General features: G+C 57.0%; 17 protein-coding genes. 11 read left to right on the top strand and 6 right to left on the bottom strand.

What is annotated here, in order from left to right; all coding sequences use genetic code 11:
- Window positions 1-165: 165 nt before the first annotated feature.
- From N6G83_RS48735 to flgA, 3 genes are all read right to left on the bottom strand, one after another.
- Window positions 166-600, bottom strand: a complete 435-nt coding sequence (locus tag N6G83_RS48735) for a flagella synthesis protein FlgN (protein WP_211136239.1) — start codon at window positions 598-600, stop codon at window positions 166-168.
- A gap of 21 nt (window positions 601-621) precedes the next feature.
- Window positions 622-933 (bottom strand): flagellar biosynthesis anti-sigma factor FlgM, encoded by a 312-nt coding sequence (gene flgM / locus N6G83_RS48730; RefSeq protein ID WP_024528905.1) that lies wholly within the window; start codon window positions 931-933, stop codon window positions 622-624.
- Window positions 934-1,055: 122 nt separating this feature from the next.
- Window positions 1,056-1,712 carry a flagellar basal body P-ring formation chaperone FlgA gene (flgA, locus tag N6G83_RS48725; RefSeq protein WP_211136240.1) on the bottom strand — a complete coding sequence of 219 codons (657 nt, stop codon included), beginning with the start codon at window positions 1,710-1,712 and terminating at the stop codon, window positions 1,056-1,058.
- 162 nt (window positions 1,713-1,874) lie between these two features.
- Between flgA and flgB the strand changes: the two genes are divergently transcribed.
- From flgB to flgL, 11 genes are all read left to right on the top strand, one after another.
- Complete coding sequence (gene flgB / locus N6G83_RS48720) at window positions 1,875-2,288, top strand: flagellar basal body rod protein FlgB (RefSeq protein WP_211136241.1); 414 nt, start codon at window positions 1,875-1,877, stop codon at window positions 2,286-2,288.
- 5 nt (window positions 2,289-2,293) lie between these two features.
- Window positions 2,294-2,698 (top strand): flagellar basal body rod protein FlgC, encoded by a 405-nt coding sequence (gene flgC / locus N6G83_RS48715; RefSeq protein ID WP_021180939.1) that lies wholly within the window; start codon window positions 2,294-2,296, stop codon window positions 2,696-2,698.
- 15 nt (window positions 2,699-2,713) lie between these two features.
- Window positions 2,714-3,424 (top strand): flagellar hook assembly protein FlgD, encoded by a 711-nt coding sequence (gene flgD / locus N6G83_RS48710; protein ID WP_024528902.1) that lies wholly within the window; start codon window positions 2,714-2,716, stop codon window positions 3,422-3,424.
- 79 nt (window positions 3,425-3,503) lie between these two features.
- Window positions 3,504-4,742 (top strand): flagellar hook protein FlgE, encoded by a 1,239-nt coding sequence (gene flgE, locus N6G83_RS48705; protein ID WP_211136242.1) that lies wholly within the window; start codon window positions 3,504-3,506, stop codon window positions 4,740-4,742.
- Window positions 4,743-4,754: 12 nt separating this feature from the next.
- On the top strand, window positions 4,755-5,510 hold the full coding sequence (locus N6G83_RS48700; protein WP_024528900.1) for a flagellar basal body rod protein FlgF: 756 nt from the start codon (window positions 4,755-4,757) through the stop codon (window positions 5,508-5,510).
- A gap of 17 nt (window positions 5,511-5,527) precedes the next feature.
- Entirely contained in the window at window positions 5,528-6,310 is a 783-nt protein-coding gene (flgG, locus tag N6G83_RS48695) for a flagellar basal-body rod protein FlgG (RefSeq protein ID WP_021180943.1), read from the top strand.
- Between the two features lie 125 nt (window positions 6,311-6,435).
- Window positions 6,436-7,089 carry a flagellar basal body L-ring protein FlgH gene (locus tag N6G83_RS48690; RefSeq protein ID WP_051363241.1) on the top strand — a complete coding sequence of 218 codons (654 nt, stop codon included), beginning with the start codon at window positions 6,436-6,438 and terminating at the stop codon, window positions 7,087-7,089.
- A gap of 10 nt (window positions 7,090-7,099) precedes the next feature.
- The gene (locus N6G83_RS48685) at window positions 7,100-8,200 is read left to right on the top strand and encodes a flagellar basal body P-ring protein FlgI (protein ID WP_021180945.1); all 1,101 of its coding nucleotides are present in this window, start codon (window positions 7,100-7,102) and stop codon (window positions 8,198-8,200) included.
- Window positions 8,200-9,141 (top strand): flagellar assembly peptidoglycan hydrolase FlgJ, encoded by a 942-nt coding sequence (gene flgJ, locus N6G83_RS48680; protein WP_074028529.1) that lies wholly within the window; start codon window positions 8,200-8,202, stop codon window positions 9,139-9,141. Before N6G83_RS48685 ends, flgJ begins: the two co-directional genes overlap by 1 nt.
- A gap of 141 nt (window positions 9,142-9,282) precedes the next feature.
- On the top strand, window positions 9,283-10,935 hold the full coding sequence (flgK, locus tag N6G83_RS48675; RefSeq protein WP_024528897.1) for a flagellar hook-associated protein FlgK: 1,653 nt from the start codon (window positions 9,283-9,285) through the stop codon (window positions 10,933-10,935).
- A 61-nt stretch (window positions 10,936-10,996) separates the two neighbouring features.
- A complete protein-coding gene (gene flgL, locus N6G83_RS48670; protein ID WP_211136243.1) occupies window positions 10,997-11,959 on the top strand; it encodes a flagellar hook-associated protein FlgL in 963 nt (320 codons plus the stop codon).
- A 225-nt stretch (window positions 11,960-12,184) separates the two neighbouring features.
- Here the strand turns inward: flgL and sra are convergent, their stop codons facing one another.
- From sra to fliQ, 3 genes are all read right to left on the bottom strand, one after another.
- Window positions 12,185-12,310 (bottom strand): stationary-phase-induced ribosome-associated protein, encoded by a 126-nt coding sequence (gene sra / locus N6G83_RS48665; RefSeq protein WP_098930689.1) that lies wholly within the window; start codon window positions 12,308-12,310, stop codon window positions 12,185-12,187.
- Window positions 12,311-12,601: 291 nt separating this feature from the next.
- Complete coding sequence (gene fliR / locus N6G83_RS48660) at window positions 12,602-13,384, bottom strand: flagellar biosynthetic protein FliR (RefSeq protein ID WP_211136244.1); 783 nt, start codon at window positions 13,382-13,384, stop codon at window positions 12,602-12,604.
- A gap of 2 nt (window positions 13,385-13,386) precedes the next feature.
- Entirely contained in the window at window positions 13,387-13,656 is a 270-nt protein-coding gene (gene fliQ / locus N6G83_RS48655) for a flagellar biosynthesis protein FliQ (RefSeq protein WP_021180950.1), read from the bottom strand.
- Window positions 13,657-13,713 lie beyond the last annotated feature (57 nt).

The raw sequence follows: 13,713 nt of genomic DNA, 5'->3' as shown, positions 1-13,713 counted from the left end.
AAAGCGATCCTCGTACAGTTAGGTACAGGAGCCAATTCCAGCTGGCGCTAGTTCAGGTGCAAATGAAATTGTGGGAAAATGGTATGAGATGCAGACTCAGTAGCAGAGTTGTGGCACGTTCTGTCCCCTCTCCTTTTAGGAGAGGGCTAGGGTGAGGGGCCGTGCTTAAACCCCAATCTTACGGCCCAGCAGGCTCCCCGCGCGGGACTGGCCATCGGGGCCGTACAGCGATTTATTTTGCTTGTTTAAAATCGCCAGTGCCTGCGTATTGTGCTCAATATGATGATTGAGCAGCATGCCGTTATGGTGATTCTGTTCGCGCAGTTGCAGGCTTTGCTGTTGCACTTGCTGCCAGCGGGTCGCCAACTGCGGTTGGCCATCATAAGGTGCCTGGCAGTATTGCAGCCGCTCCATCTCCAGCCGCTGTTGGTCCAGATAATTGACCGTCGCCAGCAGTTGGCTTTTAGCATCGGTCACGCGTTGCAGAGCCACGCCAGCCAAGGTTTTCGAGCACAGTAAAGTGTGCTCCTCCGTCTGCACCGTGCCTAATGCCTGCAAGGTGTCCAGCAGCTTATCCAGCAGTTGTGCCAGGTTTTCCATATCAATGACTCACCCTTGGTGTTAACCCCGATCGGCGCCGGACTGCCATTCGCTTTGCACGTCTTGTAACAAGGCGTCGGCAATCTTGCCGGTATCCATCTTCAATTCGCCGTTGCGGATCGCTTGCTTGATGCTTTCCACTCGCTCCATATTGATATCTTGGCTACCCGGCTGCATCAGGCGAGCCTGTGCATCACTCAGCTTAACCTGGGTGCCGCTGACCGCAGTTTCCGTCGATACCTTTTTACGTGCTTGCAACGTGCTGTCTGTCTGTGTTTCTCGCGGATGCACCGTGGGTACGGGTTGCAACCGTTGGGTACGATCGATACTCATGTTCAATCTCCATCTGTACCACCGTCGCCGAGGCAACGGGGAATTCAAATCTGTGGCCCTGGTGGCCGGATAAATGCTGCTATGACTTGGTTATCGACAAGTATTGGCAAAGCTTTATTTTTTTATAGAGTAATACGAATTGTGCCATCGTCATTGGCGGTGCCGCTGACAATCTGCCCGGAGGCCATGCGCACGCGCACGCTGTCTTCGGCGGCGGCGTTATTCATCGCTTTCCCTGCGCCGCTGATATTAAATCCATCGCCCTGCGCCATCACCTGTACCGTTTGCCCGGCCTTGATCGCCCAGGCCCGTCTCAGCATGACCATGTTCAAGGGTTGCCCTGGGCTGATATTGCGCAGGCTGACGGCTCCGATCGCCTTGGCGTTATCGGTCAGGGTACGCGCCGGCAGGGTGTCTAATCGGCCGGTTTTCAGCTTGATATCATTGGCCGTGATTTTGCTGCCAGCACTGATCCCCCGTGCTGCCACCAGATAATGTCCCGCTACCTGCACCTGCGCCTGAATAAAGCGTCGCTCCTGGCCACAACGGGCCGAGATGCTGATGTTACCCCAGCGGCGAGCATTCTGAGGCATCGAAAGCTGCGGCAATTCGCACTGCGGCCAACGGCTTGCTGGCGTGCGCACCAGCACCTTGACGTCGGTCACGTTGGTACTGGTGGCAAATTGAGACTTGATAAAGCTCTCCACCTGTCCGTCCAGGCCCTCGGCGTGCGCGTTCAGGCCGATCAGCAAGCCGACCCACAGCAGGATCCTTTTCATATTTTGCCTCACAGACGCAGCGACCACAGGGGGACAAGTGTAACCGTTACGCGCGCAGGCTAAGCAGACAAATAGCGACGCATTTTGCCCTTATTCCCACGATAGGCTGACAGGTAGGGCGTTTATGCTGTCGGCTCCAAATTCTAACCTCGCGGAGGGAGCATGCTCGACAAATTGGACGCTGCTCTGCGTTTTGGCCAGGAGGCGCTGAACCTGCGCGCCCAGCGGCAGGAAATCCTGGCGGCCAACATCGCCAACGCAGATACGCCGGGCTATCAGGCTCGTGATATCGATTTCGCCAGCCAACTGAACAAGGTCATGGAACAGGGGCGCGTCAACGGCAGCGGCGTTGCGCTGAGCCTGACCTCGGCTCGCCATATCCCGGCGCAGAATATGCAGCCACCGTCGCTGGATCTTCTGTTCCGCGTACCGGATCAGCCTTCCCTGGATGGCAACACGGTGGATATGGACCGTGAGCGCACCAACTTTGCTGATAACAGCCTGAAATATCAAACCGACCTGACGCTGTTGAACGGCCAGATCAAAGGCATGATGTCCGTGCTGCAAGGAGGATAATTTCCATGTCGTTATTGAATATTTTTGATATTTCCGGTTCGGCCCTGTCCGCACAATCCCAACGTCTGAACGTCAGCGCCAGCAATATGGCCAACGCCGACAGCGCCACCGGCCCGGATGGCCAGCCTTATCGGGCCAAACAGGTGGTGTTTGAGGTCGCGGCGGCACCAGGCCAGTCGACCGGTGGCGTGCGCGTTGCGCAGGTAGTAGACGATCCCTCGCCGGAGCGCTTGGTGTTTCAGCCGGGCAACCCGCTGGCGGATGCCAAAGGCTACGTGCGGATGCCCAACGTCGATGTTGTAGGGGAAATGGTCAACACCATCTCGGCCTCGCGCAGCTATCAGGCCAACGTCGAAGTGTTGAATACCACCAAATCCATGTTGATGAAAACCCTGACGCTGGGTCAGTAACCGGAGCTTTTATTTATGGCCATTGCCGCCACCACCAATGAATCACTCGACAACAGCATTGCCGGTACCGGCGCCAAAAGCGGTGCGAATGGCAATACCAGCCAGGATCTGAGCAACAATTTCCTGACGCTGTTGGTGGCCCAGTTGAAAAACCAGGACCCCACCAACCCGATGCAAAACAACGAACTGACGACCCAACTGGCCCAGATCAATACGGTCAGCGGGATCGAGAAGCTCAACACCACGCTGGGGTCGATCTCCGGCCAGATCAGCGGCAACCAGTCAATCCAGGCCAGTTCGCTGATTGGCCACGGCGTGATGGTGCCGGGCAAGGAGATCCTGGTGGGAAATGACGCTGGCAAGGTCAGCACCACGCCGTTTGGCATCGAGCTGGAACGCACCGCCGATGCGGTCACGGCGACCATCAGCGATGCCACCGGCAAAGTGGTACGCACCATCGATCTGGGCGGGCTGACCGCCGGTGTGCACTCCTTCTCCTGGGACGGTTCGCTGGAGGATGGCACCAATGCGCCCGATGGCTCTTACACCGTGGCGATCAACGCCAAAAACGGTGGTGAGCAGTTGGTGGCGCAGCCACTGCGTTTCGCCATGGTTAACGGCGTCACGCGCGGTACGGATGGAGCAAAACTGGATCTGGGCGTGGCGGGGACCTCAACGCTGGATGACGTGCGCCTGATCCTGTCCAAACTGGGTTCGTCAAACTAAGCGCAGTGATTTTCCACGTTGGCAATGGATCGCTCGATCCTGAAGACACCTTTTTAAATGACCTATTTCGGAGAACGACATGGCTTTTTCTCAAGCGGTCAGCGGTTTAAACGCGGCTGCAACCAACCTGGATGTGATTGGTAACAACATCGCCAACTCCGCCACCTATGGCTTTAAATCCGGCAGCGTATCCTTTGCCGATATGTTTGCTGGCTCGCAGGTCGGGCTGGGGGTGAAAGTGGCGGGGATCACCCAGAACTTCAACGGCGGTACTACCACCAACACCAACCGGGCAATGGATATCGCCATCAGCCAGAACGGCTTCTTCCGTATGCAAGACGCCGATGGCGGCATCTTCTATACGCGCAATGGGCAGTTCATCATGGATGCCAACCGCAACATCACCAACATGCAAGGGTTGAGCCTGACCGGCTACCCGGCGGCGGGTTCGCCGCCAACCATCCAGCAGGGGGCCGATCCGGTACCGCTGAGCATCCCTGAAGGCATGATGAACGCCAAAGCCAGCACCAGCGGCAATATGGTGGCCAACCTGAAATCGACCCATAAGCCACCGGCGGTGACGCCTTTCGATCCCAACAAGACCGACTCGTTTAACTACGTCAACACCATTACCACCTACGACACCCTGGGCAATGCACACAACATCAACGCCTACTTTGTTAAAACGGCTGATAACAAGTGGGACGTTTACACCCAGGACGGCAGCGTGACAGGTGCTCCGTCTGCCAAAGCGGGCAGCCTGAACTTTGACAACAGCGGTACGCTGACCGGGACGCTGAATGCGCAGGGCCAACCAAGCGCCACGCCATTCAACCTGGTCGTGCCAATGTCGGCTAAAGACGGCGCGCTGGCGCAAAACTTTAACCTGAGCTTTGCCGGTAGCCTGCAACAGAACGTTGGTAGTGACTCTGTCAGCAAGATTTCCCAGGACGGCTATGCCACCGGGGAATACCAGGGCTTCCAGATCAACAAAGACGGCACCGTGGTCGGGGTATACAACAACCAGCAGACCCAATTGTTGGGGCAGATCGTGTTGACCAACTTCTCCAACCCGGAAGGGCTGGCCTCACAGGGTGATAACGTCTGGAAGGAGACCGGTGCTTCAGGTCAGCCACGTGTAGGCCTGGCGGGCGGTGGCGGTTTCGGTTCACTGACCAGCGGAGCGCTGGAGTCTTCCAACGTCGATCTGAGTCAGGAACTGGTAAACATGATCGTCGCACAGCGTAACTACCAGTCAAACGCGCAAACCATCAAAACCCAGGATTCGATCCTGCAAACGCTGGTCAGCCTGCGCTAATAGGATTGATTTATGGATCACGCGATTTATACCGCGATGGGTGGAGCCCGGCAGACGCTGGAGCAGCAGTCGGTCACGGCCAACAACCTGGCCAATGCCTCCACGCCGGGGTTCCGCGCACAGCTTTCGGCACTGCGTGCAGTGCCGGTTGATGGGCCAAGCATGCAGACCCGTACGCTGGTGGCAGCTTCGACGCCTGGGGCAGACATGAGCCAAGGGCCGCTGAACTACACCGGGCGGCCACTGGATGTGGCATTGCAGCAGGACGGGTTTCTGGCGCTAAGGCTGCCGGACGGCACTGAAGCTTACAGCCGTAACGGCAGCATCCAGATCTCCTCCACCGGGCAGTTGATGGTGCAGGGCGTGCCGCTGATGGGGGATGGCGGGCCGATCGAAGCCCCGCCGCAGGCAGAACTGACGCTGGCGGCGGACGGTACCATCTCGGCGTTAAATCCGGGCGATCCGCCAAACACCATTTCCCAGATTGGCCGCTTGAAGCTGGTGAAGGCCGATGCGCGGGAAGTGGTGCGCGGGGACGACGGCCTGTTCCATCTGACTGCCGAGGCTCAGCAGCAGCGTGGCAACCAACTACCGAACGATCCCGAAGTGCGGATCATGCCGGGAGTGTTGGAGGGCAGCAACGTCAAACCGCTGGAGACGATGGTGGATATGATCGCCAACGCTCGCCGGTTCGAAATGCAAATGAAGGTCATCCACAGCGTGGATGAAAACGCACAGCGCGCCAACTCATTGCTGTCAATGAGCTGAGTGCAGAGGAATAAATCATGATCCCATCCTTATGGATTGCCAAAACCGGTCTGGATGCGCAGCAGACCAATATGGACGTGATCGCCAACAACCTGGCGAACGTCAGTACCAACGGGTTTAAACGCCAGCGTGCGGTGTTTGAAGATCTGCTGTACCAGACCATGCGTCAGCCCGGAGCTCAGTCTTCCGAGCAGACCACGCTGCCTTCCGGTTTGCAGATTGGTACCGGCGTACGCCCGGTGGCGACCGAGCGCATCCACAGCCAGGGCAATCTGTCGCAGACCAACAACAGCAAAGACGTGGCGATCAAGGGGCAGGGCTTCTTCCAGGTGGTGTTACCGGATGGCACTCAGGCCTATACCCGCGATGGTTCATTCCAGATCGATCAGAATGGCCAGTTGGTGACCGCCAGTGGTTTTCAGGTGCAACCGGCGATCACCATTCCGGCCAACGCCCTGAGCATTACCGTGGGCCGTGATGGCATCGTCAGCGTGACCCAGCAGGGCCAGACGGCGGCGCAGCAGGTCGGGCAACTGACGTTGACCACCTTTATCAACGATAGCGGACTGGAAAGCATGGGTGAAAACCTGTACCAGGAAACCGAAAGCTCCGGCGCACCTAACGAAAGTACCCCTGGCCTCAACGGGGCAGGCCTGTTGTATCAGGGTTATGTTGAAACCTCTAACGTCAACGTGGCGGAAGAGTTGGTCAACATGATCCAGACCCAGCGTGCCTATGAGATCAACAGCAAAGCGGTATCAACGTCTGACCAGATGCTGCAAAAGCTGACGCAACTGTAATCGACGGGCGCAGCAGGCTGCGCCCGTAATCCTTATCCTGAGCAACAAAGGCGATACCCGTGGTAACCACCTTTTTAGCGGCCAGCGTGCCGCAGCAAGGCAAACGCGTCCTGGCCGGGCTGCTGATGCTGACAGTCGGCGGCTGTGCCTATATTCCGCATACCCCCCTGGTTGACGGAGCTACCACGGCTCAGCCCGCTCCGGCAGGCGCTCCGGTGCCGAACGGTTCGATTTTCCAGACGGTACAGCCGATGAACTACGGCTATCAGCCGCTGTTTGAAGATCGTCGCCCGCGTAATATCGGCGACACCCTGACCATCGTGCTGCAAGAAAACGTCAGTGCCAGCAAGAGTTCATCCGCCAACGCCAGCCGCAATGGGGCCAGCAAATTTGGCGTAGCCACTTCACCGCGATACCTCGAAGGGCTGCTTGGTAACGCGCGAGCCGACATGGATATCTCCGGCGACAGCACCTTCGGCGGCAAGGGGGGGGCGAACGCCAACAACACCTTTAACGGCACCATTACCGTCACGGTCAATCAGGTCTTGGCCAACGGCAACCTGCACGTGGTGGGCGAAAAGCAAATTGCCATCAATCAGGGCACCGAATTCATCCGTTTCTCCGGTGTGGTTAACCCCCGCACCATCAGTGGCAATAACTCGGTCACGTCCACCCAGGTGGCGGATGCACGCATTGAATACGTCGGCAACGGCTATATCAATGAAGCGCAGACCATGGGGTGGCTACAGCGCTTCTTCTTAAATGTTTCACCGTTCTAAGGATTGACCGATGCTGAAAAAGTTACTTCTCACACTGTCCATGATGCTGGTTTGCCTGCCCGCGACGGCGGAACGCATCCGCGATCTGGTGACGGTACAAGGCGTACGTGACAATGCGTTGATTGGTTACGGCCTCGTCGTGGGATTGGACGGCTCTGGCGACCAGACCATGCAAACCCCGTTTACCACCCAGAGCCTGAGCAACATGCTGTCGCAGTTGGGGATCACCGTTCCGCCAGGCACCAACATGCAGTTAAAAAACGTGGCGGCGGTGATGGTAACTGCCAAGCTGCCGCCGTTCTCCCGTGCGGGGCAGAATATCGACGTGGTGGTGTCCTCAATGGGTAACGCCAAAAGCCTGCGTGGCGGGACACTGCTGATGACACCGCTGAAAGGTGTTGATAATCAGGTCTATGCGTTGGCACAGGGTAACGTGCTGGTCGGCGGGGCCGGTGCGTCCTCCGGGGGCAGCAGCGTGCAGGTCAATCAGTTGGCCGGTGGCCGTATCAGCAACGGCGCTTCCATCGAACGCGAATTGCCGACCACCTTCGGCCAGGATGGCGTGATCAACCTGCAACTGAACGACGATGATTTCACCCTGGCACAACAGATCAGCGACGCCATCAACCGCCAGCGCGGCGGCGGCACCGCCTCTCCGCTCGATTCCCGTACCGTGCAGGTATTGGTGCCGCGCGGCAATAGTTCGCAAGTGCGCTTCCTGGCGGATATTCAGAATATCAGCATTAACGTTGGGGCGATGGATGCCAAAGTGATCATCAACTCCCGGACCGGTTCGGTGGTAATGAACCGCGATGTGGTACTGGACTCCTGCGCGGTGGCACAAGGGAACCTGTCGGTGGTGGTCGATCGGCAAAACACCGTCAGCCAGCCGGATACGCCATTCGGCGGTGGCCAGACCGTGGTGACGCCGAATACCCAGATTTCCGTGCAGCAGCAGGGAGGGTCGCTGCAAAAAGTGAACGCCAGTGCCAACCTCAATAACGTGGTTCGCGCGTTGAATGCGCTGGGGGCGACGCCGATCGACCTGATGTCTATCTTGCAGGCAATGCAGAGCGCTGGTTGCCTGCGTGCCAAACTGGAAATTATCTGATGAGCAGCGATCTGATGGCCATGTCGGGTGCTGCCTATGACACCCAGTCGCTAAACGGCTTGAAGCGCGATGTTGCCGCCGATCCGCAGGGCAATATCAAGCAGGTGGCCCAGCAGGTGGAAGGTATGTTCGTGCAGATGATGCTGAAAAGCATGCGTGCGGCATTGCCGCAGGATGGCGTGTTGAGCAGCGACCAGACGCGGCTGTATACCTCGATGTACGATCAGCAGATCGCCCAACAGATGTCGCAGAAAGGCCTGGGGCTGGCGGACATGATGGTCAAGCAGCTCTCCGCCGGAAACAGCCGCCCAAGCGAAACCGCAGGGACGGTGCCGATGGCGCTGGACAACGAAGTGTTGCAGACCTTGCCGCGTCAGGCATTGGAGCAGATGGTCCGCCGGGCAGTGCCCAAAATACCTTCGGCGCCTCCCTTGCCATTGAGCAACGGCAACTTTGTGGCGCAGTTGTCCATTCCGGCACGGGTTGCCAGCCAGCAAAGCGGTATTCCGCACCAGTTGATTGTGGCGCAGGCCGCGCTGGAGTCTGGCTGGGGGCAACGCGAGATCCCGGCGGCGGATGGCTCACGCAGTTATAACCTGTTTGGTATCAAGGCCGGTAGCAGTTGGGACGGCCCGGTGACGGAGATCACCACTACCGAGTTCGAGGAAGGGGTGGCGAAGAAGGTCAAGGCACGCTTCCGCGTGTATGGCTCTTATATGGAAGCGATTGGGGATTACGTCAAATTGCTGACCAACAACCCGCGTTACGCCAACGTTGCCAGTGCCAGCAGCCCCGAGCAGGCGGCACATGCGCTGCAAAAGGCCGGTTATGCGACCGATCCGCTGTATGCCAAAAAGCTGGTCAGCATGATCCAGCAGATGAAAAACGCCGGGGAGCAGGTAACCAAAGCCTATACCCACGATTTGCAGGATCTGTTTTAGCTGTCGGGCGTTGCATGCAGCGCCCATTTTTTTACTCAAGTTTGCCGTCAGATGGCCGATAACCCAAACAGGCTGGATGGCAACGCCCGGCACAATTTTTGACCTCTGTGGGCCGCTGGCACCGCAGCATAAGGAACCTCTATGTCCAACAGCTTAATCAATACCGCGATGAGTGGCCTGAATGCGGCGCAGGTTGCGCTCAGCACCGTCAGTAATAACATTTCCAACTACAACGTGGCGGGCTATAACCGCCAGACCGCGATCCTGGCGCAAAACGGCGGCCTGGGTACCATGAACGGATTTATCGGCAACGGAGCCACCGTGACTACGGTCAATCGCGAGTATAACCAGTTCATCATGACCCAGCTGCGCGGAGCGCAAAGCGAAGCTTCGGCCCAGAGCAGCTACTTCGAAAAAGTCTCCCAGATTGACAACCTGCTGGCGTCCAAAACCAACACCCTGGCATCGGGGATGGAAGACTTCTTTAAAAACCTGCAAAACGTTGTCAGCAATGCCGGGGATGACGCAGCCCGTCAGACCGTGTTAGGCAAGGCCAACGGCCTGGTGAATCAGTTCAACAATGCGGATAAATATCTGCGCGATATGGATGCGGGCGTCAATCAGCAACTGAGCGACAGCGCCAACCAGATCAATACTTACAGCCAGCAGATCGCCCGTTTGAATAACGAAATCACCCAGGTGCGGGCCAGCAGCGGCGGCAGCGAGCCGAACGCCTTGCTGGATCAGCGCGATCAGTTGGTGACAGAGCTTAACAAAGTGGTCGGCGTTCAGGTCACTCAGCAGGACGGTGATGCCTATACCGTGACCTTCGCCAACGGCTTGACGCTGGTGCAAGGCAACTCCTCCTATCAGGTGACGGCGATGCCTTCCAGCAAAGACCCGTCCCGCCTGACGCTGGGTTACGATCGCGGCAATGGCGCTAGCGAAATTCCGGAAAGTCAGATTGGTAGCGGCAGCGTCAGCGGCGTGCTGAAGTTCCGCAGTGAATCACTGGACGGCGCACGTAACCAGTTGGGGCAATTGGCCCTGGCGCTGGCCGATAGCTTTAACCAGCAGCATCGCGAAGGCTTTGATATCAACGGCGATCCGGGGGAAGATTTCTTCAGCTTCTCGGGTGGGCGTACGGTCAACAATACCAATAACACCGGCAATGCCTCGCTGTCGGTCTCCTTTACCGATACCAGCAAGGTCAAGGCCAGCGACTACCGCATGGAGTTTGACGGTGCCAACTGGCAGGTTACGCGCCTGTCCGACAACGTCAAAGTGCCTGCCACCGCAGGCACTGATGCGGATGGCAAACCGACGCTGAGCTTTGATGGCCTGCAGGTCGGCGTGACGGGCAACGCGCAAAAGAATGACAGCTTTACCGTGAAGCCGGTTAGCGATGTGGCCGGAACCCTGAAGGTCGCGATCAGCGACTCGGCCAAGTTTGCAGCCGCAGGAACGGAAGATGGCGGTAAGGGTGATAACGACAACGTCAAGAAACTGCTCGATCTGCAAACCGCCAAAGTGGTGGAGGGTAAAGCAACCTTGAGCGGGGCCTATGCCGGATTGGTCAGCAGCGTGGGTAACCAGACCGCTACCGCCAAGGTCAACGCCACCGCACAAACCAATATTGTGACCCAATTGCAAACCCAACAGCAGTCCATCTCCGGGGTTAACCTGGACGAAGAGTACGGCGAATTGCTGCGTTTCCAACAGTATTACATGGCCAATGCGCAGGTGATCCAGACCGCCAGCTCGTTGTTTGACGCCATACTGAATATTCGTTGATTTTACCGTTAACTGCAGCCGGTATACCGGCTGCGGATGCCCTTAGTGAGGAATCCAACCCATGCGCATGAGCACCAGCATGATCTACCAGCAGAATCTGTCGGGGGTCACCAATAATCAGTCTCTGTGGATGCAGTCCGGGCAGCAGCTTTCCAGCGGCAAGCGCGTGCTTTACCCTTCGGACGATCCGTTAGCGGCGTCACAGGCGGTGATGATCTCGCAGTCGATGTCAGAAAACAGCCAGTACGCGCTGGCGCGCACCTTTGCCCGTCAGAATATCTCGATGGAAGAAACCGTGCTGCGTAGCGCTGCCGACGGCATCAAGGACATGAAAACGCTGATCGTCAACGCCGGTGACGGCACGCTCAGCGATAATGACCGTGACTCTTTGGCCACCCAGTTGCAGGGGCTGAAAGATCAGCTACTCAGCCAGGCCAACAGTACCGACGGTAACGGCCGTTTCATTTTTGCTGGTTTTGCCAATGACAAAGCCCCGTTTGTCGAGCAGGGCGGCAAGGTGGTTTATCAGGGCAGCAACTCGGCCATTGAGCAGAAAGTGGATGCCAACCGCACCATGACAGTGGGACACACCGGCAGCTCGATATTTATGTCGCTGACCAGCAATATCAAACCGGAGCCGGACGGCAGCGTTTCCGAAACAAACGTGTTCGAGAGTATCGACACGGCGCTGAAAGCGTTGAAAACCCCGCTGCAAGGGGCCGATGAGGCTACTCGCGCACAGGTGACGGCGGCGCTCGATAAGGCAACCCGTGGTCTGGATAACAGCTATAACAACGTGCTGAGCACCAACGCGGTGCTGGGGACTCAACTGCAAGAGTTGGACGTGCTGGACAGCATCGGTATCGAAAACAATACGGCTAACAAAAATCAGCTGACCGCGCTGGTTGAGGCGGATGTGGTGGAGGCGATCTCGTCTTACTACATGCAACAGGCGGCCTTGCAGGCATCGTATAAGACCTTCAGCGATATGCAAGGGATGTCGCTATTTCAAATGAATCGATAATACCCGTCGTCTTTCAAGCTGCAGGTAACAACGCTGCAGCTTGAAATCCATAGGGTATTAATTCTAGATAATGTCTATATTCAGGGTATAGGGCACTGCGCCCTATAACGTGGATATAGAGCGCAGTGCCGTTTTTGCACAGCCTGATTTAACGGCGGGAAACGTCAGGATATTCAGGCTGGATAAGCGATCATGCTATTTTTAACGTCACGCATTAAAAACAGATTATTTTTTCTTTTTGGCTACGGTCCAGATTTTTCCGCAGGCGGACGCCGTGATCTGAATGCGATTAGTGGTCCAATGCGCCATGCCCAAGGCTCTGCGTGCTTTCCTGTTAGTTTTCGCTTTCATTTGATGCTCCTGGCTATATTGAGATAAATAAAATTCCGCCGCCCTAAAGTGCGGTTATTTTATTTTCTTGGTGTTCCGTTAGTGTTAATAAATCACGTGACCCATTTAATGGTCTTTTACCGCTTTTTTATACGGCATGGGATTTATTTAATGAGGCCATTCTAAGGGGGGTATTTTATTATTCAAGCCCGGCAGAATAATCGCCGCTAAATCTGGTTAATTTCGCTTTTTCAACTTTTTATCTCGGAAAATATCTTTCCCTGCTAGTTTGTCTCGCGGGTAACCTCAGCGTTAAGGGGTCATGCCGCCGATCACCGCCGCCAGTCGATCGAAAAACTCACCGAACAGGTGCTCGCAGAAGGGGGCCAGCATCGGCATCATCATGCCAAGGGTCAACATGCCGATGGTTAATGTGACCGGGAAACCGATCACAAACACTGAAAGCTGTGGGGTAACGCGGTTGAGCAGGCCAAGCGCCAGGTTCAGCGTCAGCAGCAGGCAGATCAGCGGCAGCGCCAGCATCATACCGTTAATGAAGATCAGCGTTCCCGCTTGGGTCAGCGCCAGGAAACCGTTGCCGTTCAGCGGCCGCGCCTGGATCGGCAGGGTATGGAAACTGTCTGCCAGCAGCGAGATCAGCCACAGGTGACCATCGAAGGTTAGGAACAATAGCATCGCCAGCAGGTTCAGCAGGCGCGCCAACAGCGGCGTATTGGGGCCGCCGGAGGGATCGAAGAAGGTGGCAAAGGACAACCCCATCTGCATGCCGATCACCTCACCCGCCAGGCGCACCGCCGCAAAGGCGAACTGCATCGTCAAACCGATCGCCACACCTATCAGGATCTGCTGCACGGCCAGCCACAGGCCGGTGACGGAAAACAGGGGGATATTGCTGGTGGGCAGAGTGGGAGCGATCAGCAAAACGATCAGACCGCCCAGGCCGATTTTCACCCGCTTGGAGATCTGCTTTTCACTGAACAGCGGGGCGGTGCTAAGCAGCGCCAGGACGCGTAGCAGAGGCCAGAAGAACTGGCTGAGCCAGACGCTGAGTTGGGCGCTGTCAAAGGTCAGCATGGTTAGCCGATCAGGTTTGGCAGGTTGCTGAACAGCATGCGCATGTAGTCCAGCAGCAGGTTGAGCATCCACGGCCCGGCAACGATCAGGGTAGCGACCACGGAGAGAATTTTGGGAATGAACGACAGCGTCATTTCGTTAATTTGCGTGGCGGCCTGCAACAGGCTGACGATCAGCCCGCTGAACAGCGCGGCCAACAGCAGCGGGGCGGCCAGCGCCAGCGCCACTTTCATCGCTTCCGTACCCAGCGCCATTACCGATTCAGGTGTCATCTCTTTTCTCCAATATGGGAGGTTGCGTTCTGCCCCTCACCCCAACCCTCTCCCAAA

This window comes from Serratia sp. PL7 (assembly GCF_945957435.1).
This window is presented reverse-complemented; position numbering and strand designations above follow the sequence as displayed.

What these genes read in the sequence shown, in the direction of transcription:
- fliR (WP_211136244.1), bottom strand. Translation starts at nt 13,384, where the DNA reads ATGCTGACCTTTGACAGCGCCCAACTCAGCGTCTGGCTCAGCCAGTTC.
- N6G83_RS48700 (WP_024528900.1), top strand. Translation starts at nt 4,755, where the DNA reads ATGGATCACGCGATTTATACCGCGATGGGTGGAGCCCGGCAGACGCTG.
- N6G83_RS48690 (WP_051363241.1), top strand. Translation starts at nt 6,436, where the DNA reads ATGCTGACAGTCGGCGGCTGTGCCTATATTCCGCATACCCCCCTGGTT.
- flgB (WP_211136241.1), top strand. Translation starts at nt 1,875, where the DNA reads ATGCTCGACAAATTGGACGCTGCTCTGCGTTTTGGCCAGGAGGCGCTG.
- fliQ (WP_021180950.1), bottom strand. Translation starts at nt 13,656, where the DNA reads ATGACACCTGAATCGGTAATGGCGCTGGGTACGGAAGCGATGAAAGTG.
- flgE (WP_211136242.1), top strand. Translation starts at nt 3,504, where the DNA reads ATGGCTTTTTCTCAAGCGGTCAGCGGTTTAAACGCGGCTGCAACCAAC.
- flgL (WP_211136243.1), top strand. Translation starts at nt 10,997, where the DNA reads ATGCGCATGAGCACCAGCATGATCTACCAGCAGAATCTGTCGGGGGTC.
- N6G83_RS48685 (WP_021180945.1), top strand. Translation starts at nt 7,100, where the DNA reads ATGCTGAAAAAGTTACTTCTCACACTGTCCATGATGCTGGTTTGCCTG.
- flgA (WP_211136240.1), bottom strand. Translation starts at nt 1,712, where the DNA reads ATGAAAAGGATCCTGCTGTGGGTCGGCTTGCTGATCGGCCTGAACGCG.
- N6G83_RS48735 (WP_211136239.1), bottom strand. Translation starts at nt 600, where the DNA reads ATGGAAAACCTGGCACAACTGCTGGATAAGCTGCTGGACACCTTGCAG.
- flgG (WP_021180943.1), top strand. Translation starts at nt 5,528, where the DNA reads ATGATCCCATCCTTATGGATTGCCAAAACCGGTCTGGATGCGCAGCAG.
- sra (WP_098930689.1), bottom strand. Translation starts at nt 12,310, where the DNA reads ATGAAAGCGAAAACTAACAGGAAAGCACGCAGAGCCTTGGGCATGGCG.
- flgD (WP_024528902.1), top strand. Translation starts at nt 2,714, where the DNA reads ATGGCCATTGCCGCCACCACCAATGAATCACTCGACAACAGCATTGCC.
- flgJ (WP_074028529.1), top strand. Translation starts at nt 8,200, where the DNA reads ATGAGCAGCGATCTGATGGCCATGTCGGGTGCTGCCTATGACACCCAG.
- flgC (WP_021180939.1), top strand. Translation starts at nt 2,294, where the DNA reads ATGTCGTTATTGAATATTTTTGATATTTCCGGTTCGGCCCTGTCCGCA.
- flgK (WP_024528897.1), top strand. Translation starts at nt 9,283, where the DNA reads ATGTCCAACAGCTTAATCAATACCGCGATGAGTGGCCTGAATGCGGCG.
- flgM (WP_024528905.1), bottom strand. Translation starts at nt 933, where the DNA reads ATGAGTATCGATCGTACCCAACGGTTGCAACCCGTACCCACGGTGCAT.